Annotated in this window: 22 protein-coding genes; 10 read left to right on the top strand and 12 right to left on the bottom strand. The window is 61.0% G+C overall.

What is annotated here, in order from left to right:
• Positions 1 to 137: 137 nt before the first annotated feature.
• Entirely contained in the window at positions 138 to 1,160 is a 1,023-nt protein-coding gene (locus FJ423_RS07715; protein WP_140840514.1) for an acyltransferase, read from the top strand.
• 6 nt (positions 1,161 to 1,166) lie between these two features.
• On the opposite strand, the gene FJ423_RS07710 is transcribed toward FJ423_RS07715, so the two are convergent.
• The 4 genes from FJ423_RS07710 to FJ423_RS07695 form a co-directional block, all read right to left on the bottom strand.
• Entirely contained in the window at positions 1,167 to 1,655 is a 489-nt protein-coding gene (locus FJ423_RS07710; protein ID WP_140840512.1) for an SRPBCC family protein, read from the bottom strand.
• Positions 1,656 to 1,748: 93 nt separating this feature from the next.
• Entirely contained in the window at positions 1,749 to 2,111 is a 363-nt protein-coding gene (locus FJ423_RS07705; protein ID WP_140840510.1) for an Imm8 family immunity protein, read from the bottom strand.
• Between the two features lie 150 nt (positions 2,112 to 2,261).
• Positions 2,262 to 2,756 (bottom strand): GNAT family N-acetyltransferase, encoded by a 495-nt coding sequence (locus FJ423_RS07700; protein ID WP_140840509.1) that lies wholly within the window; start codon positions 2,754 to 2,756, stop codon positions 2,262 to 2,264.
• A gap of 11 nt (positions 2,757 to 2,767) precedes the next feature.
• A complete protein-coding gene (locus FJ423_RS07695) occupies positions 2,768 to 3,523 on the bottom strand; it encodes a copper homeostasis protein CutC (protein ID WP_140840508.1) in 756 nt (251 codons plus the stop codon).
• Between the two features lie 192 nt (positions 3,524 to 3,715).
• Between FJ423_RS07695 and FJ423_RS07690 the strand changes: the two genes are divergently transcribed.
• Positions 3,716 to 4,171: a carboxymuconolactone decarboxylase family protein gene (locus FJ423_RS07690; protein ID WP_095764997.1), complete on the top strand. Its 456-nt coding sequence runs from the start codon at positions 3,716 to 3,718 to the stop codon at positions 4,169 to 4,171.
• 42 nt (positions 4,172 to 4,213) lie between these two features.
• Here the strand turns inward: FJ423_RS07690 and FJ423_RS07685 are convergent, their stop codons facing one another.
• The 5 genes from FJ423_RS07685 to FJ423_RS07660 all read right to left on the bottom strand — a co-directional run bounded on the left by FJ423_RS07685 (position 4,214) and on the right by FJ423_RS07660 (position 9,640).
• A complete protein-coding gene (locus tag FJ423_RS07685; protein ID WP_140840507.1) occupies positions 4,214 to 4,645 on the bottom strand; it encodes a cupin domain-containing protein in 432 nt (143 codons plus the stop codon).
• Positions 4,646 to 4,714: 69 nt separating this feature from the next.
• Complete coding sequence (locus FJ423_RS07680; RefSeq protein ID WP_140840506.1) at positions 4,715 to 6,331, bottom strand: DHA2 family efflux MFS transporter permease subunit; 1,617 nt, start codon at positions 6,329 to 6,331, stop codon at positions 4,715 to 4,717.
• Entirely contained in the window at positions 6,328 to 7,545 is a 1,218-nt protein-coding gene (locus FJ423_RS07675) for an HlyD family secretion protein (RefSeq protein WP_246680103.1), read from the bottom strand. The genes FJ423_RS07680 and FJ423_RS07675 overlap by 4 nt, the downstream gene beginning before the upstream one ends.
• 1,042 nt (positions 7,546 to 8,587) lie before the next feature.
• Positions 8,588 to 9,358 carry a hypothetical protein gene (locus tag FJ423_RS07665; protein WP_140840505.1) on the bottom strand — a complete coding sequence of 257 codons (771 nt, stop codon included), beginning with the start codon at positions 9,356 to 9,358 and terminating at the stop codon, positions 8,588 to 8,590.
• Positions 9,359 to 9,382: 24 nt separating this feature from the next.
• Positions 9,383 to 9,640 carry a hypothetical protein gene (locus FJ423_RS07660; protein WP_181174738.1) on the bottom strand — a complete coding sequence of 86 codons (258 nt, stop codon included), beginning with the start codon at positions 9,638 to 9,640 and terminating at the stop codon, positions 9,383 to 9,385.
• A 251-nt stretch (positions 9,641 to 9,891) separates the two neighbouring features.
• Here FJ423_RS07660 and FJ423_RS07655 point away from each other — a divergent pair, with 251 nt between their 5' ends.
• The 3 genes from FJ423_RS07655 to FJ423_RS07645 all read left to right on the top strand — a co-directional run bounded on the left by FJ423_RS07655 (position 9,892) and on the right by FJ423_RS07645 (position 12,452).
• Positions 9,892 to 10,179 carry a hypothetical protein gene (locus FJ423_RS07655; RefSeq protein ID WP_095765001.1) on the top strand — a complete coding sequence of 96 codons (288 nt, stop codon included), beginning with the start codon at positions 9,892 to 9,894 and terminating at the stop codon, positions 10,177 to 10,179.
• A gap of 331 nt (positions 10,180 to 10,510) precedes the next feature.
• The gene (locus tag FJ423_RS07650; protein WP_140840504.1) at positions 10,511 to 10,855 is read left to right on the top strand and encodes a hypothetical protein; all 345 of its coding nucleotides are present in this window, start codon (positions 10,511 to 10,513) and stop codon (positions 10,853 to 10,855) included.
• Positions 10,856 to 11,294: 439 nt separating this feature from the next.
• Positions 11,295 to 12,452: a Shedu immune nuclease family protein gene (locus FJ423_RS07645; protein ID WP_140840503.1), complete on the top strand. Its 1,158-nt coding sequence runs from the start codon at positions 11,295 to 11,297 to the stop codon at positions 12,450 to 12,452.
• Positions 12,453 to 12,530: 78 nt separating this feature from the next.
• On the opposite strand, the gene FJ423_RS07640 is transcribed toward FJ423_RS07645, so the two are convergent.
• On the bottom strand, positions 12,531 to 13,055 hold the full coding sequence (locus tag FJ423_RS07640; RefSeq protein ID WP_140840502.1) for a hypothetical protein: 525 nt from the start codon (positions 13,053 to 13,055) through the stop codon (positions 12,531 to 12,533).
• An 80-nt stretch (positions 13,056 to 13,135) separates the two neighbouring features.
• On the opposite strand from FJ423_RS07640, the gene FJ423_RS07635 reads away from it, so the two are divergent.
• Positions 13,136 to 13,360 (top strand): hypothetical protein, encoded by a 225-nt coding sequence (locus tag FJ423_RS07635; RefSeq protein WP_140840501.1) that lies wholly within the window; start codon positions 13,136 to 13,138, stop codon positions 13,358 to 13,360.
• Between the two features lie 26 nt (positions 13,361 to 13,386).
• Here the strand turns inward: FJ423_RS07635 and FJ423_RS07630 are convergent, their stop codons facing one another.
• Positions 13,387 to 13,731, bottom strand: coding sequence for an antibiotic biosynthesis monooxygenase (locus tag FJ423_RS07630; RefSeq protein ID WP_140840500.1), 345 nt, complete (start codon positions 13,729 to 13,731; stop codon positions 13,387 to 13,389).
• 329 nt (positions 13,732 to 14,060) lie between these two features.
• Complete coding sequence (locus FJ423_RS07625) at positions 14,061 to 14,534, bottom strand: hypothetical protein (RefSeq protein ID WP_140840499.1); 474 nt, start codon at positions 14,532 to 14,534, stop codon at positions 14,061 to 14,063.
• Between the two features lie 183 nt (positions 14,535 to 14,717).
• Between FJ423_RS07625 and FJ423_RS07620 the strand changes: the two genes are divergently transcribed.
• The 4 genes from FJ423_RS07620 (at position 14,718) to FJ423_RS07605 (ending at position 18,439) form a co-directional block, all read left to right on the top strand.
• Positions 14,718 to 15,353: a recombinase family protein gene (locus FJ423_RS07620; RefSeq protein ID WP_140840498.1), complete on the top strand. Its 636-nt coding sequence runs from the start codon at positions 14,718 to 14,720 to the stop codon at positions 15,351 to 15,353.
• A 178-nt stretch (positions 15,354 to 15,531) separates the two neighbouring features.
• On the top strand, positions 15,532 to 15,867 hold the full coding sequence (locus FJ423_RS07615) for a winged helix DNA-binding protein (protein ID WP_140840497.1): 336 nt from the start codon (positions 15,532 to 15,534) through the stop codon (positions 15,865 to 15,867).
• A 944-nt stretch (positions 15,868 to 16,811) separates the two neighbouring features.
• Positions 16,812 to 17,174: a hypothetical protein gene (locus FJ423_RS07610; RefSeq protein WP_140840496.1), complete on the top strand. Its 363-nt coding sequence runs from the start codon at positions 16,812 to 16,814 to the stop codon at positions 17,172 to 17,174.
• 29 nt (positions 17,175 to 17,203) lie between these two features.
• Entirely contained in the window at positions 17,204 to 18,439 is a 1,236-nt protein-coding gene (locus FJ423_RS07605; protein WP_140840495.1) for a hypothetical protein, read from the top strand.
• The last annotated feature ends 286 nt before the right edge of the window (positions 18,440 to 18,725 follow it).

Below are 18,725 nucleotides of genomic sequence, written 5' to 3'. Positions count from 1 at the left end.
CGCAAACGCCTGTCGAATTGCGGCTTCGCACTTGCACAAAGTTATCCCGCACTGCAAAATGAATCCGGCGGGAATACCAGATGGTCCAGGCTGCGGGCAATGTCTCGCATGCGGACCTCGAGTCGCGAAGGCACGGTATGACCGACATCTCCGCAGCGTCCGTTGTCCTGCCGCGGGCCGCGACCGATAGGGAAGCCAGGGCAAGACTGGCCTATCTCGACGGTTGGCGAGGCCTGTCGATCGCCATGGTGCTGGTCGGCCATTTCTTTCCGGTCCCAGGGCTCAATCTCGGCGTGCTCGGCGTCGAGTTCTTCTTCGTGCTGAGCGGCCGGCTGATGGGTGAAATCCTGTTCATCGAGCGCTTTCCGCTGAAGAAATTCTTCAAGCGCCGCTTCTCGCGCATCTATCCAGCGCTGCTAATCTTCGTGATTGCCGCCATGATCGGCCTGACCGGAACCTTCATCGCCTTCAAGTGGAAAGCGGCGCTGACGGCGCTGACCTTCACCTACAATTACGCCGGCGTCCTGATCACCCGCGCCGGCGCGCTCGACCACATCTGGTCGCTCTGCGTCGAGGAGCATTCCTATATCCTTTTGGCGCTGATCAGCGTGGTGGTTACCGGTCGGGCGAATGTCGTGCGGCTGCTGGTGGTGCTGGCGCTGCTGGCGATGGCCAACGGCGCCATTTCGTACGGGGTTCTCGGCATGGGCTACGAGACTACCTACTGGCGCACGGACGTGCATATCGCCTCGATCCTGCTATCGGCCGCGATCTGCCTGCTCAAGGCCGACGGGCGGCTGCCGGCTTTCCTGCAAAACCAGCATGTGGCGCTTGCGGCGGCGGTTGGCGGCGTGTTGCTGTTCCTCGATCCGGTGCCGACCACGATCCACTATCTTGTCGGCGTGCCGCTGCTGGCGCTCGCCGTCAACACGCTCGACTTGGCGGGGGGCTACCTGACGGGGCCGTTGTCGTCGCGGCCGATGGTGATGCTGGGGCTCTGGTCCTATTCGCTTTATCTGTGGCAGCAGCCTTTCTACAAATTCGTCGATGAGCGTGGCAGCGCGACAATCCCGATGCTGGCGGCCGCGTTCGCCTGCGCGCTCGCGAGCTACTACATCGTTGAAAAGCCCGCGCGCGGGTGGCTCAACCGCAATTGGTGAGCGCTCTCAGCCTGGCGTGGCCGCCTTCTGCGCGGCGAGATAGCGGCGAAGCCCGGCTTCGCCGCGCGGCGTGGTCCAGCGATGATTCCAGGCGAAGGCTGGTCTCAGAATCGGCGCCAGCAGCTTGAGGAGCGGCCGCTCGACCGTGACCTGCCAGGTAAGATCGACATGGGTGCCTCCTCCGGACGGCGACAGCTCCGCCCGCCACAAGCCGTCGAAATCGCCGAAGGTCTTCACCACCACCAGCCGGCCGGAGTCGAGCTCGGCCGCCTCGATGATGAAGTTCAGCTCATAGGGCAGGGCGCCCCGCGCTCTCGCTTTGGCGCGCGCACCGACGACGCCCTTGCCCTTCCTGTCGAGCGGCTCGACCTCCTTATAGGCATCGCCCCACCAGAGCGGCAGAAGCTGCGCGTCCGACAGCACGTCCCACACTTCCTGCGGGGTGCCTTCCGGGATGTCCCAGCTCTCGTCGAAGCGGAAGACATTGCTCGCCATGATGTCGTCCCCAAACAGCGGAGCGGCTATATTAGCTGTTGCTTGTTTTGCTGACCAGCGGGCTCAGGCTCTGGTAGTGTCTCAGTTTGAAATTCAGAGCTTGTATTCGAATTCCCATAGCCCGACCCGCGAAAGCTCAAAGGCTATCTCATTCCAGCTATTGCCCTTAGCCGAAGCACATCGAGCGACGAGAAATTTTTCCAGTTGAAGGTGATCGAACGTCCGCATGAAAATCACGCTTTCACCAGAAAATACCGCTTCTGTGTGGGACCGAAGAAACCATGTCGGCGAACACACCGTGGCCGTGAAAGCATCCGACCCTTCTTTGCCCTCTTCTCCCGCGTAGAAATCAATGGTGACCGAAAAATCAGTTGGATCGGACGGACGCCATGTAGAGAGATCGAACGCGAGTTTATCGGCGTCCACAATCCTATGACCCTTATACTCCGCTTTCATGAAACTCGCTGTTCCTGCTTCTGATAGGGACCACGCTTTCCTGGCTTAGGCGCAATGGCTTCCATCTTCTCGCACAGATCGTCCATCGACCAAAGCGTCTGCGAAACGCCAGCCGCCATTGCCCGCGTGAGACACTACGCAGGCTCTCCTTCAGGCGACGGGCTTCGCCCAATAGCGCACCGACTTCTTGCCGCCGTGGATCACCGCATCGCCGACTTCGGCGAAGCCGAGCGCTGCGTGGAAGGCGTCGGAAGCCGGATTGGGCGGATCAGCGTTGACCTCGCAGGTGACGATTGCTTGGCCGGCGCGCCGGGCATGCTCGAACAGATCCTCGTAAAGTCGTCGGGCGTGGCCACGGCCGCGCGCCCCGGCCGCAACCACCACACGGTCGACATAGACAAAGCGCGTATAGCGCTCGCGGAACCAGAGGAAGTTCGGACTGTCGTAGCTTGCGTCTTGGTCGAAGCATAGGATGAAGGCTTCGAGCGCGCCGATCCGGCGGGTGTAGAAAGCCTCGCCGAGCAGGAAGGAAAGCCGTTCCGGCTCGAGCCAGGACAGCTCCGCCGCATGCTGGTTGTTGAGCGCGAGGATCGCGGGCTCGTCGGCGGGTGAGACGCGTTCGATCGGCAACAATTCCTTGCTCATCACTTGCGCCATCAAGCTCTCGCGGCCGCGATCGTCGCAGCCACCTTGGCTTGATCGGTCACCGTGTTGCGGTATTCGCGGTCGAGGTCGGTGCCGCCCATGCCGACATTCGGGTTGCGGTAGCGCATGGCGCTCGGCACGTCCGCAAGTGCTGCAAAATGCATCTCGGTCAGTCCCGTACGCCTGCGGACCTCGCCAATCGTGTCGGGGGCGAGTGCGCCACAGCCGAGTATGATGATGCGCGAGCCGGCCTGGCGAACGAGTTCCGCCAGAAGCCCGACGCCTTCGACCGCCGTGTCGCGTTGGCCGCTGGTCAGCACGCGGCCGACCTTGCAGCGGATCAGGGCTTCGAGCGCCTCGGCCGGATCGCGCGTCATGTCGAAGGCGCGGTGACAGGTGACGTTGAGCGGGCCGGCAGCCTCAACCAGTGCGCTCATGCGCGCCTCGTCGATGGCGCCGTCGGCGGTCAGGCAGCCGACGACGACGCCGGCGACGCCCAGCTCGCGCAGCGTTTCGACATCGGCAAGCATCGAGCGGTATTCGGCCTCGCTGTAAAGGAAATCGCCGCCGCGCGGGCGCACGATGACATGGAAGGGAATGGTCGCGCTTTCGAGCGCGGCGCGCACCGTACCCATGCTCGGTGTGATGCCGCCTTCGATCAGGCTGGCGCAGAGCTCGACCCGGTCGGCACCGGCGGCCTGCGCGGCGAGCAGCCCGTCAATGCCTTCGACGCAGATTTCAATCAGGGGTCTTTGCGTGTCCGCCACCGGCTTCCATCCGTGCTTTCGATGAGATGGGCAGCCCTAGCACCGGGCGCGCCGCCGCGAAAGCCGCAACCATCGGTCCAGCCATGGAAGCCGCTTGACAATGCATAACTGCAAAGTTATGGATAACTCATAACTGTAAGGTTATTGATTTCTGCGTGCCCTGCCGGCCGCAAGAACCCGAGGAGACCGACGATGGAAGCAAGATTGAAGAATCCGGTGATGCTCATTCCCGGCGCGCTGCAGGCGCTGCTGGCGCTCGACAAGTCGACCGAAGCCGGCGGCTTGCCTTATGTGACGCGCAAGCTCGTTCATCTGCGTGCCAGCCAGATCAATGCCTGTGCCGTCTGCGTCGACATGCATGCGCGTGAATTGAAGAAGGCCGGCGAGAAGGACGAGCGGATCTTCGCCGTGTCGGCATGGCGGGAGACGCCTTATTTCACCGCAGCCGAACGCGCGGCGCTTGCGCTTGCTGAAGCCGCGACGCGCATGGCCGACCGTTCCGATGCGGTGCCGGACGACGTCTGGGACGAAGCGGCGCGCCACTATGACGACAAGGCGCTCGCCGCCCTGGTGATCCAGATCGCGCTGATCAATGCGTTCAACCGCCTGAACGCCACCACGCGGCAACCCGTGGGCGCCTGGGGATAAGGTGGGAGGAGGGCGCCCGCTCTGAAGCGGGCCTCTCGCCGGCTACTGTTTCAGGATCGTGTTCTTGGCGCCTTGCTCGACCTGATCGATCACCAGCAGCTTTACCGGATCGGTGCCGATATTGGTGGCCTGGTGCCACTGGCCGATCATCTCGACGATGAAGTCGCCGGTCTTGTAGGTGTTGGCGGCACCGGTCTCGACATTGGCGACCCTGAGCGTGCCTTGCTCGACATAGGCATAGCGCGGGAAGGGGTGCTTGTGCACCGGCAGGGTAGCGCCGGGGGCTATCTGGTATGACGAGACTTGAACCTCGACATTCTTTTGCGGCAGCGTGATCGGCTGGCCCGATGCGGTCGTCGTCTTCGCCGCCAGCGGCGTCACCACGACCGGCGTGTTGCCGCTGTCCAAAGCGTTGGCCGCGGTCGCGTAGACGGCGGCTATCGCCAGCAGTGCCGATATTGTGATGTTGCGCATAGTCCCCTCCAAATTTGCCGCACCATCGCCCGACATTGACGCACAAGCATCCTTTTGCAAGCGGCTCTGTCACACGGCGGGACTGTCCTGCCGTTTGGCTGCCCCGGGCCTCGGCGGCCGCAGCAGCAGGGCGAGCGGCACGAGCAGCGCCGTCGCTACTGCGCAATAGAAGAAGACATCGACATAGGCGAGCAGCGAAGCCTGGCGGCCGATCTCCTGGCCGATCCAACCCACGGCCTGTTGCCTGGCCTCGGCCAGCGGCGAGCCTTCGGCGACGAAATGGTCGGTTACCTGGCGAAGCGTCTGCTGATAGGTGTCGCTCGACTGTGCAGTGTGGCTGACCAGCACCGACTGATGGAACTGGGCGTTCTGGGCAATCACCGTGTTGGACAGCGACACGCCGATGCTGCCGCCGAGGTTGCGCGCGACATTGATCAGCGAGGACGCCTGATCGGTCTTCTGCGGCGGCAGGCCGACATAGGCGGCGGTCGAGATCGGGATGAACAGGAACGGCAGGCCGATCATCATATAGACGCGCGCATAGGCGAAGAAACCGAAGCTGGCATCGGGCGTCAGCGAAGTCGTGTGCCAGAGCGCGACCGCGACCATCGACATGCCCAGCATGATGAGATAGCGCGGCTGAACGATACCGGCGGCAAAGCCCGAAATCGGCATCAGCATCAGCATGGCGATGCCGCCCGGCATCATCGACAGGCCGGAAAGGGTGGCGGTGTAGTCGAAGGTCGTCTGCTGCAGCTGCGGCAAAAGCTGCGTGGTGCTGAAGAGCACCGCGCCAACCGCCATCATGACCAGGAACGACATGCCGAACTGACGGCTGAAAAGCAGGCGGATGTCGACGATCGGATCGCGCCTCGTCCACTCCCAAGGAACAAGCAGCAGGAACGACACAGCCGAGATCACGGCGAAGGTGGTGATGAAGATCGAGGCGAACCAGTCGTTGCGCTGGCCCTCGTCGAGAAAGACTTCGAGGCAACCGAGCGCCATCGCCACCAGGACGAAGCCGATCCAGTCGACCTTCAGCCCCTTGCTCAGCCGCTCGCGGCGCTCGCGATCGAGAATGTCGGGCTCGATCACCAGCCATTGCACGAGCGCCAGCGACATGATGCCGAACGGCACATTGATGAAGAAGATCCAGTGCCACGAGAAATTGTCCGTCAGCCAGCCGCCGATGGTCGGGCCGACCGTTGGCGCAACGATGACCGCAATGCCGTAGAGGGCAAAAGCCTGGGAGCGCTTCTCCGGCGGAAAAGTGTCGGCGAGGATCGACTGCTCGCTCGGCGCCATGCCGCCGCCGCCGAGCCCCTGCAGGATGCGGAAGGCGATCAGCGTCGGCAGATTGGGGGCCAGTCCGCACAGCAGCGATGCGAGCGTGAACGTGGCCACGCAGATCATGTAATAGCGCTTGCGGCCGATGACGCTGGCGAGCCAGCCGCTGACCGGGATGATGACGGAGTTGGCGACGAGATAGGTGGTGATCACCCATGTGCTTTCATCCATGCCGGCGGCCAGGCTGCCGGCAATGTTGCGCAGCGCGACATTGGCGATCGAGGTGTCGAGCACCAGCATGAAGGTGGCGATCGAGACGACGATCGCGATGAGCCAGGGATTACGCCCGCCGGCCGCCGACCGGCTTTGGTCGCCCTGGACTGTTGCAGCATCGCTCATCTGACCTTGACCGTCGGCACCACAGACATGCCGGGACCTAGATAGACGCCCGGCGGTTGGTCGAAGACGATCTTGACCGGCACGCGCTGCACCACCTTGACGAAATTGCCGGTGGCGTTTTCGGCCGGGAGCAGGCTGAACGCCGTGCCGCTGCCGGCCTGGACGCTGTCGACATGGCCATGGAAGGTCTTTTCCGGATAGGCGTCGATGGCGATGTCGACGGGCTGGCCCGGCCGCACCAGGTCGAGCTGCGTCTCCTTGAAATTCGCTTTCACCCAGACGTCCTTGGGCACGAACATCATCAACACCTGGCCGGGCTGCGCATAGGTGCCTTTCGCCACCGTGATGTTGGTGGCATGGCCCGCCACGGGCGCCGTGATCATCGTGCGGGCGAGAGTGGTCCTGGCCTGATCCTCGGTGGCTTCAGCCTGCCGAAGCTTGGCCTCGGCGCTCTTGCCTTGTGCCTGCAGAACCGCAACCTGGCTTTTCGCCGCCTCGGCATTGGCGTCGGCGGCATCGAGCGCTGCCTGATCCTGGCGCAAGGTCGAAGCGGCCTGTTGTGCCTGCTGTTGCGTTGCCGTGCCCTTGGCGAGCAGCTCACGGTTGCGCTGGTCCTCGGATTTGGCGAATTCGAACGCGGCCTGCGCCTGGGCCACCTGCTTTCCGGCGACATCGATCTTGGCGTTCTGCGCCTGGGTCTGGGCCTGGACGTTGGCGATCTCGGCCTGCGCCGCCGCCACGCCGGCTTGTGCCTGCTTGAGCGAGGCCTGGTAGTCGCTGTCGTCGATGCGCAGAAGCACGGCGCCGGCCTCGACCGGCTGGTTGTCGGTCACGGCAACGTCGGTGATGCGCCCGGCAATTTCCGCGCCGACCGTTACCGTTCGCGCGTCGATGAAGGCGTCGTCGGTCCATTCATACTGACGTGCGTTGATCCACCAGATCACCACCGCCGCGACGACCAACAAGACGAGGATCGCGATGAGCGTCGCTATGTAGGGGTGGCGCTTGACGAGACCGGGCTTGTTGCCGTCGGACGAACCGTCATTCGCCTGCCTGTCTTGCGTCTGCTCGTCGTCGCGCTTGTCTTCTACGGGTCTGTCTTCGACGCGCTTGTCGTCGCCCGGCGGGCGTTGCTGCCGATCGGACCGCGGCTGAGCACGCGATTCTTCGGCGGGAGCGGTTTCGCGCTCTTTTCTGTCAGTTTTTGCGTCCAAGGCAACGGATCCCAGATATCGTCGACCCCTCTCGCAGCAGGGTCAACGGGTGTTTTCCGCAAAGGTTCCTGTCGCCGGATGCCGGGTTCACCTCAGTCCCGCCGGAGGCGTTGGCCTGCAAATGGATGATGGCAGCGTTGTTGCGCGAGTTATAGGATCGTCGCTGCGACCGAAACCTCAGGGAGGGGCTGCTCATGCAGTCTCCGATGGAAAAGGACAAAAGCTCAACTCGGCCATTGCCGGGAGAAGCGGAACGTCGGGCGAGGCTGCAAAAAATGCAGGGGCTGCGAAGCCTGCGATCTTACGGCTCCTGCCTTCGGCTTGACCCAAGCGCCCAGTTTCACGATCTGATCGATTGTACCGCGCTGCTGGAACTGTTGAATGAAGGCGACGACGGACATCGACGACGAACCGCCGCGCTCCCAAGCCACCTGGCTTGCTAGCCTCGCACCGGGCCGCCGGCCCTGGCAAGCAGCGGCGAACGCTTACAAGTCAGGCGGCTGCATCCCACAGCAGGACATTCGAGCCCGCCTGCCGTTGGCATTCTGTTCGACCGCGGGGATAAGCTCAATCGACCCTAAATCATCGCGCGATCTGACAGGTCCCAAGCCGCGCAAGGACAAGCAACGCGAAATCCGAAATGCTGCCGCCCGACAAAACCAACGAATGGGACCGGAACAAGGTCCATGGCGATGGGGACAGCATTGGCATCGAAGAGGACGAGGCCTAGCCGGCGACGACAGTGGGTCGTCACCTCGGCGAAGCGGCCCGGCAAGGCTGGCGGGGTAGAACCAGTCAGGCCGGGCCTGACCAGCAAGGCTCGCAACGCTCCGGCTGAGATCGAGCCTATCAGTCCGACCCAAGATTCTTGCCATACGAATGGAGGATGCCTAGCCGGCCAGTGGGAACCAAGACCCGCCTTGCCAATAAATCGACGGTTGTTCCTGGAACTACGGTGACCGAACTGCCCGTGCGAGTGTAGACGTTTGGCGGCTGCGCCGTCTTCGCCGACGGTGAATGGAAGTCCGTTGTAGGCCGCCGTTCAATCCAACGGAATTGGCGGATAGGCTGCCGAGTGCAAGCTGCGTTTGTACCTCGCCAAGATCTCCTCTTCGATTTCATCGATCGCCAGCGTTAGTGCACGTTGATTGTTGGCGTCGACGTCAATGATCGAGCGGCCGCGCGCCGTCAGCAGGCCGCATACGCGCGCCACGACGGTGGCCGACTGAAGCCTTTTGTCCAATCCGGTTTCGAACAAACGCTCGGCAAAGGTGTGGCTCTTCTGTCTTCGGTCAAGCCGCTCGATGAGAAGTTGCTCGCAGGCGTCGATTCTAACCACCACGTCCGACTCCGGGATGAAATCCAGCGCGTGAGCAAGGCACGTCTCATCTGCTGTTCCACTGAAGCAGGCGAGCATCGAAACCGCCTGAACGAAGGCTTCGTCGAAAATAAGAATTTCCTCGCTCGCGGCAGATTGGCGCCATGCGCGGGCAAGGCGGAGAACGTATTGACTTAGCCTGATGCGCCAAATCACGTTTCTGGGAGGCAGTGTGTGCACCAGGTTTGCGCGAATTCTGAAGTCGACGGCATTAGCGGATGGGCGACAGGCCATGCCAATCGAGCGTGCAGCCGCGCGAGCGACTCGACACATCGCAGTGACGATGCCGCCGGGGTCCAGCATGGATCGGTGAACAACCCGCCGGTCAGTGAGAACAATCCGTGCAGGGTGTCCGTGAGCCCGCAACTGTTCATAAAGCGCATGCGCAAATGTCGTTTTGCCTGACCCAGCCGGACCTGCGAATTCAACAATCATGCGTTAGGAACCCCGCTGGACTGGCTACATGTCGTATCGGGGGACCGTCTTCGGCGACCGCAGCTCCTGAGCCATTTTCGCCGCCTGGAAGGTTGTCATCAGAACGTAGGTCGTTTCACCTTCGGTCGAGTTTATGGCCAAGACCACGCGGCCAATCTCGTCACTCATGGCGCAAGACCAGTCTTTGACAGCAATCGCTCGTTTCCAGGCCATTTGCCCCTGCCTTTCCTTCGCAAGGTTATTTGGCCTCGTGAAGACCAGCAATTTGGACTGAATGCCCATTCCGTTGGGCCTAACGTCGTTGTCTGCGTTAGTTCAATTGGTGAGCAATCGAGATGCCAGGCTTCAGATTTGGCGGAATTACGGTGGCTAATGATCAGAGCCAGCGCTCCTGGAGCAATGTGAGGCTGCACCGTCACTGTAATTCGGGCGCAACCGCCTTGGTTGTTTGCAACGCGTGGGAACGTCTCGAATGACTGCGCGTTCTTTCGTCACGGTCACATTTCATTGGGACCTCACCGGAGGATATTCAAATGAAAATCAAGATGCTCTGCATGAGCGCAGTTGCGCTCGCAATGATGGGTAGTGCCGCGATGGCCGGTAGTAGCACCGGCACGTCTGCGCTCGACGACCCGGCCAAGATGTCGCCGTTCTTCACCGACGCTGGCATGAAAACATTGAGAACCGAGGCGGATTTCAAGACTGCCTGGATGGCCATGAAGCCGGATGAGCGTACAGCGATTTTGAAAGACTGCGGCGACGCAACCATCAACAAGGCGCACGCGGACTTCTGCGCGATGGCCAAGAAGATGGGAGGCTGAAGCCTCCCCTCTATGAGCACATCACACCGTTCTCCCGCTAGGGAATGATCCCAATGCGCTCGGGTGACGGGTTGAGGCGGTCGATTCCGCATGGATGCGGCCGCCTGTTCAAAGCCGCTGTGGCGGCTGTCGTAGCCAAAGGAGTGGCCACAGCGAGGTGGGCTTCGTATAGGCGACCTACGGGCTAGCTCCTGAGGGTTCTGCGATGGTTGGCCGTCAGCGACAAGCGTTCGCGGTATATAAAGCACGAGCGACGAGGGCTTGCTTTGCTCCGGCAGCGCAAAGAACGTCCTCAAGTCGGCGCAGGTCTTTCTGGGAGAGAGGACATGTCATGACCGACAAAAAGCTCCTGCGACTGGAGGTGAAGCTGAACGCTGCGAGCCGGCGCTGGAACAAGGCCACGGCTCGCACGGCGGCGGCAGAAGAAGAGGAAGATCGTGCCGAGGTGGAGCAGAATCGCGCCAGGACCCGTCGGGAGAAGGCAGAGGAGAAGGAAGAGAAGCGGGCCGAAGCATTCGTCCGTGCCCACGATCGTCTCATGAACACCCGGGCTAAGAGCTTCAAGGGCCTGCTCGTCAAGGTGAGGGCGAGAGAGGTCGACTATTGCGACGATCCAGCCCTTGACGTCGAGTTCCTCAAGAGCCTGGTCGCCGACATAAAGGCCACGAGGAGCTGAAAAGGGGGAATTCTTCCTGATTTGGCCTGCAGGCTGATCAGCTCATCAAAAAGGTGGCCGATGGCGATTTCTCTCCTTCGGCGATTCCGGTTTAGGGTCGACGCCTAGCGAAATCGAGTTGGCTAGGTATGCTATAGACCAGCCGTTTTTCGTTTGTTCCTGAAAACTCTAGATGTTTTGGAAATGTTGGCTCCCCGGGCCGGGCTATAGGAGCCAAATCGAACCGCGTGGGACAGCCCTAATTATCTCAACGATACCAATGACTTTTGCGATGTCCCTCTGCTGAACCCATTCCGCTGTTGTGGACCTCTTGCGGTGCAAATGTGTACCTCAACGGCTTCCGGTTGCCAAGGTGCGGCGGCTGCTCCTGCCTTACCGAGAGTTTGCAAAACTGATCTAGTGGGCTGTACCGTGGCGGCGCGGAAGGTGAGGGGTTACCATGGATGAGGACGACGCGAAATTCTTTCAGCTTCGTAAGGAAGGGAAGACGTACCTCAGCAAGGTCTTCACCCACGGCACAATCAACCCGGAAAAGAGACGCCTTGCCTACGCTGTCTTTGAAGGCACCGAGCGTGCTGTCCTCGGCGAAGCTGAAGGTGCGCTTTGCCTGCGGCTGACCGGGGAGCAACGGAAGACCCAGGTCGTGGCGTTGGTCAGTCAGGATGACGCGTCGGTAAGGCGGGTGACACTGCAAACATTTCAGAGCCGTGTGGGTGACTGGTATCAGGGCTACGCAAAGGATGCCTTCACGTTTCGTTCGGATGAGTTCGAAAAGCTCCTCGCATTCTTGAAGCGGATCAAGTTCATAGACCTGTCCAACGAGGACCGATTTCAGGTCGAAGACATCTCCGTCACGGCCGGTCCGAAAATCATTACCGATGCCGCCGATCGCTCCCTGATCGACCGCATTAGGCGCATGGATGAGAGCCAGCGTGAGCAATTCTTCCGGTCCTTGCACGCCAGTCTCTCGCCTGAAGAAGTCAATCTTCTGTTGGGCAGGAGACAGGCGCTAGAACTGTTCCAAGCCAGACTTGAGGACGGGACTTGGACGGAAGTCGATTGGCAAGACTTTTTCGAAGCCCAGAGCTGGGTTTTTGGCTATGGCCTCGACTACCGCATCATGCGGCTGTTTGGTCGCGAGCTGGTGGTTGGGACGGCGGGCACCGACAACCAGAACAAGCCCACGGTCGATTTCTTGATGAGCTTCACGGACTACACGGTACTGGTCGAAATCAAACGGCCCGATACCCCAATCTTCCAGTTCCGGAAATCAGGCCGCTCGGGAACGTGGCGGTTCAGCGTCGAATTCATGGACGCAGTTTCGCAGGTTCTTGAGCAAAAGGCCGAATGGATGGTTGCGGCTCAGTCCAGCGACCACTTCGACAAATCCGGGACGCGGCGGCTAGAAGCGAGAACGCGTGACGCGAAGACCATCTTGGTCATTGGCAACCGCAATGAGTTTGATGCCTCGGGCAACTTGAGGGACGCGGCGGTGAAGCGTGACACATTCGAGCTATTTCGGCGCGACACGCGAAATCTGGACATCATCACCTACGACGAGTTGTTTGAACGCGCCCGCTTCATCACGAGGAGCTAACGCGGTAGCTACTTCTTTGTCGGCCGCTGTGGCGGTGGGTTAGATGACGGCTTTCCAGCCCCGACGTTCCCGCCTCCGCTAGGGACTGCTGGTGGCGGCCGGTGGCTGGGGGTTCCCCGTTGTTCGTGGTTGGGAGTTGGTGGTCGCGCCATTTGGAACGGTCCTCGTGCTTGTGTAGGCATGAAGTGCCAACGAAATTACCCCAAGAATGAATAGCACAAGCGCCGCGACATTGAGGAGTTTCGTCGCCCCCTTGAACGGGTTTCCACCGCTTTCGTAGGCTGTGAAGTTGATGACGCATTTGTCTAGCTTGTCGATTTCTCTCTGCGCGTCCTCTGCGCCTGTAAAGTAGGACGTTATGTTTGCCGATATGGCAGCACCGAAACAAATCCATGAAGTGAGTAGGTAGACGCTCACGGCTCCGCTGCCCCCGCCAATCTTGTCCATGAAGACGATGGATATCCCGAGGGCACCGCTCGACACGCTCAAGAGCGACTTGTCTAAGATCGTTAGCTGATCCGACCGCAGCGCGACCATAGCCTCGCGATGCTTCAAGAGACCATCGAAGTACGTCTCCGGCAGCTCGTCTTTTTCCCCCTGCATCACCTCGCCCCCTTGTTGTCTTTTCCCCGTAGCTGTAGGAACATATTCCTAGATGGGGCGACACCCAGCAGGAGGTCGCAATGGTCCGACGCAACAAACCCAAGCAGCTATCAAACGGAGAGCTGGAGCAATTCATGAAGGCGGCCGAGGCGCTGCACCACAGCATCACGCGGCCTCTCATTTCGCCCCAGTGCGACCACTACAGGTCCCTTCAGGATTTGCATGAGGCGCTGCTGAAGGCTGTGCGAGAGGTGACCGGGAGGGACGCGGCGTTCATCCGGTGGTTCGGGGCGGGGTCGAAGTAGGGTCAAGGGTTCTGTCAACGCCGCAGCTACCCGAACAAGGCCCTACTATCAGCGGGCGCTTCCGTGCGGTCCGTGAGGGTGTAGTCCCACAGTACGTTGGTTGCGCGGATATGAACGTCGCGAAGGATACCGCTACGGCCCTGTGCCATCACACGGCGATGTTCCTCAAGATTGCGCCACCGTGAAAGTGCGGCCTCATCGCGCCACAACGAGAGAGACAGATACTTTCCAGGCTCCGTGCAACTCTCAAAGCGTTCCGATGAGATGAATCCGTCGATTGCTTCCAGATGCGGGAGCAGTACTGCGGCCAGTTCGTTGTAGTCGCCATAGCGATCTGGATACGGCCAAACCTCCGAGATGACAGCGATCATGGTAGTTTTCCTCCCTCAAGTTCCCCCAGAATAGCATACAGCACGGTCCTACTCGACTGGTTGTGGCGGCAGAGGCAAGCTGCAATGAGAAGCGCCGTACTCAATTTGGCGGAAAAATCCGAGGGGTCGAACTCGACAGTTGCAGCAGCGCGATACCCCCCGCCCGGGTCGTCGCCCACAGCCGCACTCTCGGCCCACGCTCGGCCACCAATCGGTAGCGGCGGCAGCGGCTTCGAGAGGTTCGGAGGTGTAGGACGCCGGGCAGACCCGAACGCCTCTCCAGCCACGGTCTATTTGTCAGGCACAACGAACGTTGCCGTTGGACAGGGCTACGCTTTGCCGTCGTCAATCTTCTCGGCGTCTATTACGGAGTAAGACACTCCGCCGTTATCCTTCGAGCGGAGGGCGAGTTCTTCATAGAGGTAGCGTGCGAACATCGAACCTGCGCCCAGCACCACCCACAACGGCACACCAATAGCACCACCAAGGGCAGCAATACCGGCGCTTTGGCCGCTGAACACCGTAAGGCCAATGGCCGCAGCGCCAAGGCCCAATCGCTGGGCGACGGTGCGATTGTCCCAGCCAACGCTTCTGGTCTGTGATGCTACGATCTTCACCAGCGGCCAGATGACCTTGCTTGAGACCGTGGCGGCGATTGCCTTCTTCGCCTTCTGACGGACAGGCAGGTCCGAGTTCCGAATGTCGAGGAGCTTCAGCGCCCAAGCCTTGAGCGCGTCACTCTGGCCCGGCGTCGCCTCTTCAGCGATCCGAACCGCAAGCTGACGATAATTTTTCTCGTCCATGTGGAGCCCCCAATGTGCCGCCTTCGGCTCGTATCAGAGCCGTGACTGCAATGACAGGTGTCCGGAAGGGTATAGCCCAGCGTACAGCCGAGGCGCTGTCCGAAAGATTGTCCGTTAGGGTTGACTTCCGTCAACGGACAGCCTATCAGCGTACACCACGCTAACGGACACCGGGGGAGCATCATGTCCAAAACCATTCTCTATGCCCGCGTCTCGACCGTTGACCAGACGCTCGGCCACCAGCGCACCCAGGCGGAGGCCGCTGGGTTCACCATTGACGAGGTAGTGGCTGACCACGGGGTCTCCGGGGTGAGCACCACGCTTGCGGAGCGGCCGGAGGGCCGAAGGCTCCGTGACATGCTGCGGAGAGGGGATACGCTGGTGGTCCGCTGGGTGGATCGGCTGGGCCGCAACTACCAAGACGTATGCGACACCATACGCGAGTTCATGCGGAAGGGCGTGGTAGTCAAGACGGTCATCAATTCCATGACCTTCGACGGGGCAACAACAGACCCCATGCAGCAGGCCGTCCGGGACGCGCTGATAGCCTTCATGGCGGCAACCGCGCAGGCGCAAGCCGAGGCCACGAAGGAGGCGCAGCGGGCAGGAATAGAGGCCGCTAGGGCGCAGGAGGATCGCTACAGGGGACGCAAGCCAAGCTACGACAGGGCCGCGCTCCGGGTCGTCGCTGACATGATTGCGCAGGGGCAAGGAACGTCCGCCGTCGCCAAAGCGTCAGGGCTCACGCGCCAGACTGTATTGCGGATCAAGGAAGACCCTGCGGCGGCCGAGAAGGCGCTTGCGGCTTGGGGCATGTGAGGAGGCACGGAGATGGCTTACACGCTGGCAATGATCTTCATGGCCCTCTACGGCCTGTGTGGGGCCGTGGCGTTGGTAAGGATGTTCATCGGACGATAGGTGGCTTGCCGCATCTGCGTCCCCCGTGCCAAAGCCGCATGGCGTCATAGCTCAAACCATAGGTCACATCAAAATCCCCATGACTGCACAACGGCCTGCCCTTCGGATGCTCGGGCTACTCGACGAGTTCGCAAAGCTCGATCCCGAGATGCAAATCCAGCAAATTTCTGTCTTCCTTCGCATCGTAGAGAAGCCCGATCTCTCCATGCGGGAGCTGGAGCAACTCACCGGCTTGAGTTCCTCGTCTGTGAGCCGAAACGTATCCGCGTTGTCGAAGGTCCACCGTAAGGGCCAGCCGGGGCACGATCTGGTCGCCACGTACGAAGACACGCAGGACCGACGCATCAAGCGCGTCAAGCCGACGCCAAAGGGCATGAAGGTGTTCAATACGCTCAACATGGTTATTGGCCTGTAGAAGCAGGCTCGCTCCCGAGTTTGCGGATCGGCCCGCACTTTTTTCAGGCACAGTTCGGGCACAGTTGGCTTGGGACGCCTTGCGCCTCAAGGCTCCGCCCTGGATTAGATATCCAGTGCCCCTATCTCGTTGAAAATAATACGAAGTCTGGCTGTTGACACCGAGGTCGCCGTCACCAATATGCGCCTTTCGCATACCGAGTGGTGGGCTTGGCCCGCCGCTGAACCCTGAAGACCAACCCGCTCGCACGCCATTCGGCCCAAGAGCCACCCTTCCAAAACCAAGTTGGCTGTCCTGCGAGACAGCTCGGTCGATTGCAGCCATGCCTGACGTGCCTCTAGGGGCCGGCAGCGGGACCGTACGGGGCAAGACGATGATCCCCGGCCGAACCATAGAATGGCAGCGGGCTTGCACCCGAGACCGGCACAGCGCCGGACGTGCAAGTTCCGCATCAGCCGCCAATCCGGACTAGCCTCCGGAGAGGGTAGCGGAGCCTTGCGTTGAACCAAGGGGGACCGCGAACCGGGAAGGTCAGGACGACCCCCGGCGGCACTTAACACAAACCAACAAATCAATGGTCGGGAAGTCCCGGCCTCTTTCAAATCTTCCGTCCCTCTGTGCTTAGGGGCGGATACAAATATTAGGAGAAGTGAATGCGAACATGTCGCGCTGCGCATTGCGGCGCACCCACGTCTTCCCGCTTCAGCCCACACTGTCGGCGACACAAGAGCCGACTGCGGCGCCAGGGCGATGTCGAGCAGACTGCCATAACGCGAAGTGAGCTTGAGCCCTACGTCTCCCTCGTTCGGGAGCGTATCGCCAAGAACGCCCACAGTCCCCTATGGGCCCACTTGGATGCCCGGTGGGCCGCTCTGGCTACCTCGGCGAAGGACACCGCCGGCAATCGCGTCCAGAGCCGATACCAGCGACAAGCGGCGCATGAGGTGCTGAACCTCGATGCCGAATGCTCTGCGCGGGACATAGCCGTTACCACGATGGCGATGTTCCTGTTCTGGAGTGAGAGACCAGAGCGGTTCCTGTCCGACGCTGCCTTCCGCCTTCAGCTCGTGAAGCGGGTCCGGTCGCTCTCCAGTAGGCACTCGGGGCTCCGCTACGACCACCGTACGGGCAGGCAGGAGCGCGTCTACCGGGAGCTTAGTCCAAAGGCGGGCATGATCGTTGCCCGTGACCTGACCGCCGCCTTCGGAGGTGCCGGTCTGCAACTCGCCGAACTCGAAAAACGTGATCAAGAAAGGAAGCAAGCCATGGCCGATGAGATCAACCAAGCCCTCCGGGAGCTCGTGTGACGACAAGCCCTGAAGCCAGACGAGACCAAATGTTCCGCTTTGAGCTGGGCACTCAAGGCCCACTTCAGGAACTTGCAGATGACGTCTCGGCGCTGGTCTTGGCGTTTGAAAAGCGCAGCGGGTCGCGCCAACGCCAGAGAAGGCCGGCAGACGCAAAGGCGTTCAAGGGTGCTGTAGACACCATCGTCGCCAATCTTGCTCATTACGCCCTGTTCCCGCCCGAGCAGGGCCGCATTACGCTGCCGCTCGGCCACCGCAAGCTGGCCACTGTGGGGAGGACCGTTGACGGCTTCGGCAAGCCTTTACCGGCTCTTCTAGGGGCGCTGGAGGCCGTTGGCGTGGCGACGGTGATAAAGCCGGTGGAGGCCGGGTACGCCAGTACAATCGCTCCTACGGCTGGGTTTGCAGGAGAGGTGAGATCAAGGGGTATCAGCAGCCCGGACTTCGACAGAAAGACGGACCTACCGGCACTGGTCCTAACGCGGAAGGACCAATGGGGCCGACGAGAGCATGTCCCAATCCCCCAGACCGACGACGCTGCATCGAAGGCGGCACAGGTGCGGAGGTTCAACGAGCGGCTTGCGGTTGCCGAGGTGGCGTACGTGGGGAACCAACGCACCGACACTCATGACCGAACGTTGGTAAGGCGGTTCACGCTGCCCCCAGGTGCTAGATCGCCGAAGCTCGCATACAGCGGCCGTCTCTTCGGAGGCTTCTGGCAGCAGATGAGGAGGACCGAACGGAGGCACATTCGGATTGGAGGTCAGTGGATCGGGGAACTTGACTATGGACAGATGTTTCCTCGCCTAGCCTATGCCAAGGTTGGTGCTACTCCGCCCGAGGGTAGCCCCTACGACCTTCCCGGAACTGAAGAGTTCACCGACGAGCAAAGGCGTGCTGTGAAGAGCGGGTTCAACGCTTTCCTCTTCAAGGCCACGACAATGCGCAAGTGGCATCCGGACATCGAGCAAGGGCTGCCTGCAGGGTGGACAGTGGGCCGCTTCAAGCGAGCAATGTTGAGGAAGCACCCGCGACTGGCACCGGTGCTGAACTGTGGGATCGGCTATGAGCTGATGTACAGCGAGAGCGAAATCCTTTGCCGCGTGTTGGAAAGGACATTGCTGGAGGACTGCGCCGTTCTCCCCATCCACGATGCTGTTTTGTCCCCGATCATGAAGACGCGGACTATCGCAGAGATCATGGCCGAGGAGGCGGAACGCGTAGCGGGAGCCCGCATCAAGGTGGCACTGAAGCCAAGTTGCTAAGGTTGACCTATATGTGGGGAGAGAGGGAGGAGCATCTTCCTTCTCACCCCAACAACCTTTCACTCCACCCCACCTATCTTCCATTGTGGGACCGATAAGACACCCATGGAGGCGAGGCCATCTTCACGCATCCATTTCAAGCCGGCTGGTGCCCCGGCTGTTCATCTGTCGAAGGTCGCGCTTGTCAACCACTTGCCCGCAGACGGGACAGGCGTAGAAGTGATCATCTTCATTCGACACCTCGCCACCGTGTCGCCTGCCTGTGATGGGCGGCCCAAGATCCAAT

The organism is Mesorhizobium sp. B2-8-9, assembly GCF_006439475.1.
Classification (GTDB): domain Bacteria; phylum Pseudomonadota; class Alphaproteobacteria; order Rhizobiales; family Rhizobiaceae; genus Mesorhizobium.
The sequence above is the reverse complement of the archived record's forward strand: the minus strand, read 5'-3'. Positions and strand labels throughout refer to the sequence as shown.

Excerpts from the sequence above, each read along its gene's own strand:
- FJ423_RS07660 (WP_181174738.1), bottom strand. The coding sequence starts at position 9,640 with ATGGGCATTCAGTCCAAATTGCTGGTCTTCACGAGGCCAAATAACCTT.
- FJ423_RS07685 (WP_140840507.1), bottom strand. The coding sequence starts at position 4,645 with ATGCGCAACATCACAATATCGGCACTGCTGGCGATAGCCGCCGTCTAC.
- FJ423_RS07620 (WP_140840498.1), top strand. The coding sequence starts at position 14,718 with ATGTCCAAAACCATTCTCTATGCCCGCGTCTCGACCGTTGACCAGACG.
- FJ423_RS07665 (WP_140840505.1), bottom strand. The coding sequence starts at position 9,358 with ATGATTGTTGAATTCGCAGGTCCGGCTGGGTCAGGCAAAACGACATTT.
- FJ423_RS07710 (WP_140840512.1), bottom strand. The coding sequence starts at position 1,655 with ATGGCGAGCAATGTCTTCCGCTTCGACGAGAGCTGGGACATCCCGGAA.
- FJ423_RS07645 (WP_140840503.1), top strand. The coding sequence starts at position 11,295 with ATGGATGAGGACGACGCGAAATTCTTTCAGCTTCGTAAGGAAGGGAAG.
- FJ423_RS07650 (WP_140840504.1), top strand. The coding sequence starts at position 10,511 with ATGACCGACAAAAAGCTCCTGCGACTGGAGGTGAAGCTGAACGCTGCG.
- FJ423_RS07640 (WP_140840502.1), bottom strand. The coding sequence starts at position 13,055 with ATGCAGGGGGAAAAAGACGAGCTGCCGGAGACGTACTTCGATGGTCTC.
- FJ423_RS07680 (WP_140840506.1), bottom strand. The coding sequence starts at position 6,331 with ATGAGCGATGCTGCAACAGTCCAGGGCGACCAAAGCCGGTCGGCGGCC.
- FJ423_RS07625 (WP_140840499.1), bottom strand. The coding sequence starts at position 14,534 with ATGGACGAGAAAAATTATCGTCAGCTTGCGGTTCGGATCGCTGAAGAG.
- FJ423_RS07705 (WP_140840510.1), bottom strand. The coding sequence starts at position 2,111 with ATGAAAGCGGAGTATAAGGGTCATAGGATTGTGGACGCCGATAAACTC.
- FJ423_RS07605 (WP_140840495.1), top strand. The coding sequence starts at position 17,204 with ATGTTCCGCTTTGAGCTGGGCACTCAAGGCCCACTTCAGGAACTTGCA.
- FJ423_RS07715 (WP_140840514.1), top strand. The coding sequence starts at position 138 with ATGACCGACATCTCCGCAGCGTCCGTTGTCCTGCCGCGGGCCGCGACC.
- FJ423_RS07630 (WP_140840500.1), bottom strand. The coding sequence starts at position 13,731 with ATGATCGCTGTCATCTCGGAGGTTTGGCCGTATCCAGATCGCTATGGC.
- FJ423_RS07615 (WP_140840497.1), top strand. The coding sequence starts at position 15,532 with ATGACTGCACAACGGCCTGCCCTTCGGATGCTCGGGCTACTCGACGAG.
- FJ423_RS07635 (WP_140840501.1), top strand. The coding sequence starts at position 13,136 with ATGGTCCGACGCAACAAACCCAAGCAGCTATCAAACGGAGAGCTGGAG.
- FJ423_RS07690 (WP_095764997.1), top strand. The coding sequence starts at position 3,716 with ATGGAAGCAAGATTGAAGAATCCGGTGATGCTCATTCCCGGCGCGCTG.
- FJ423_RS07700 (WP_140840509.1), bottom strand. The coding sequence starts at position 2,756 with ATGAGCAAGGAATTGTTGCCGATCGAACGCGTCTCACCCGCCGACGAG.
- FJ423_RS07655 (WP_095765001.1), top strand. The coding sequence starts at position 9,892 with ATGAAAATCAAGATGCTCTGCATGAGCGCAGTTGCGCTCGCAATGATG.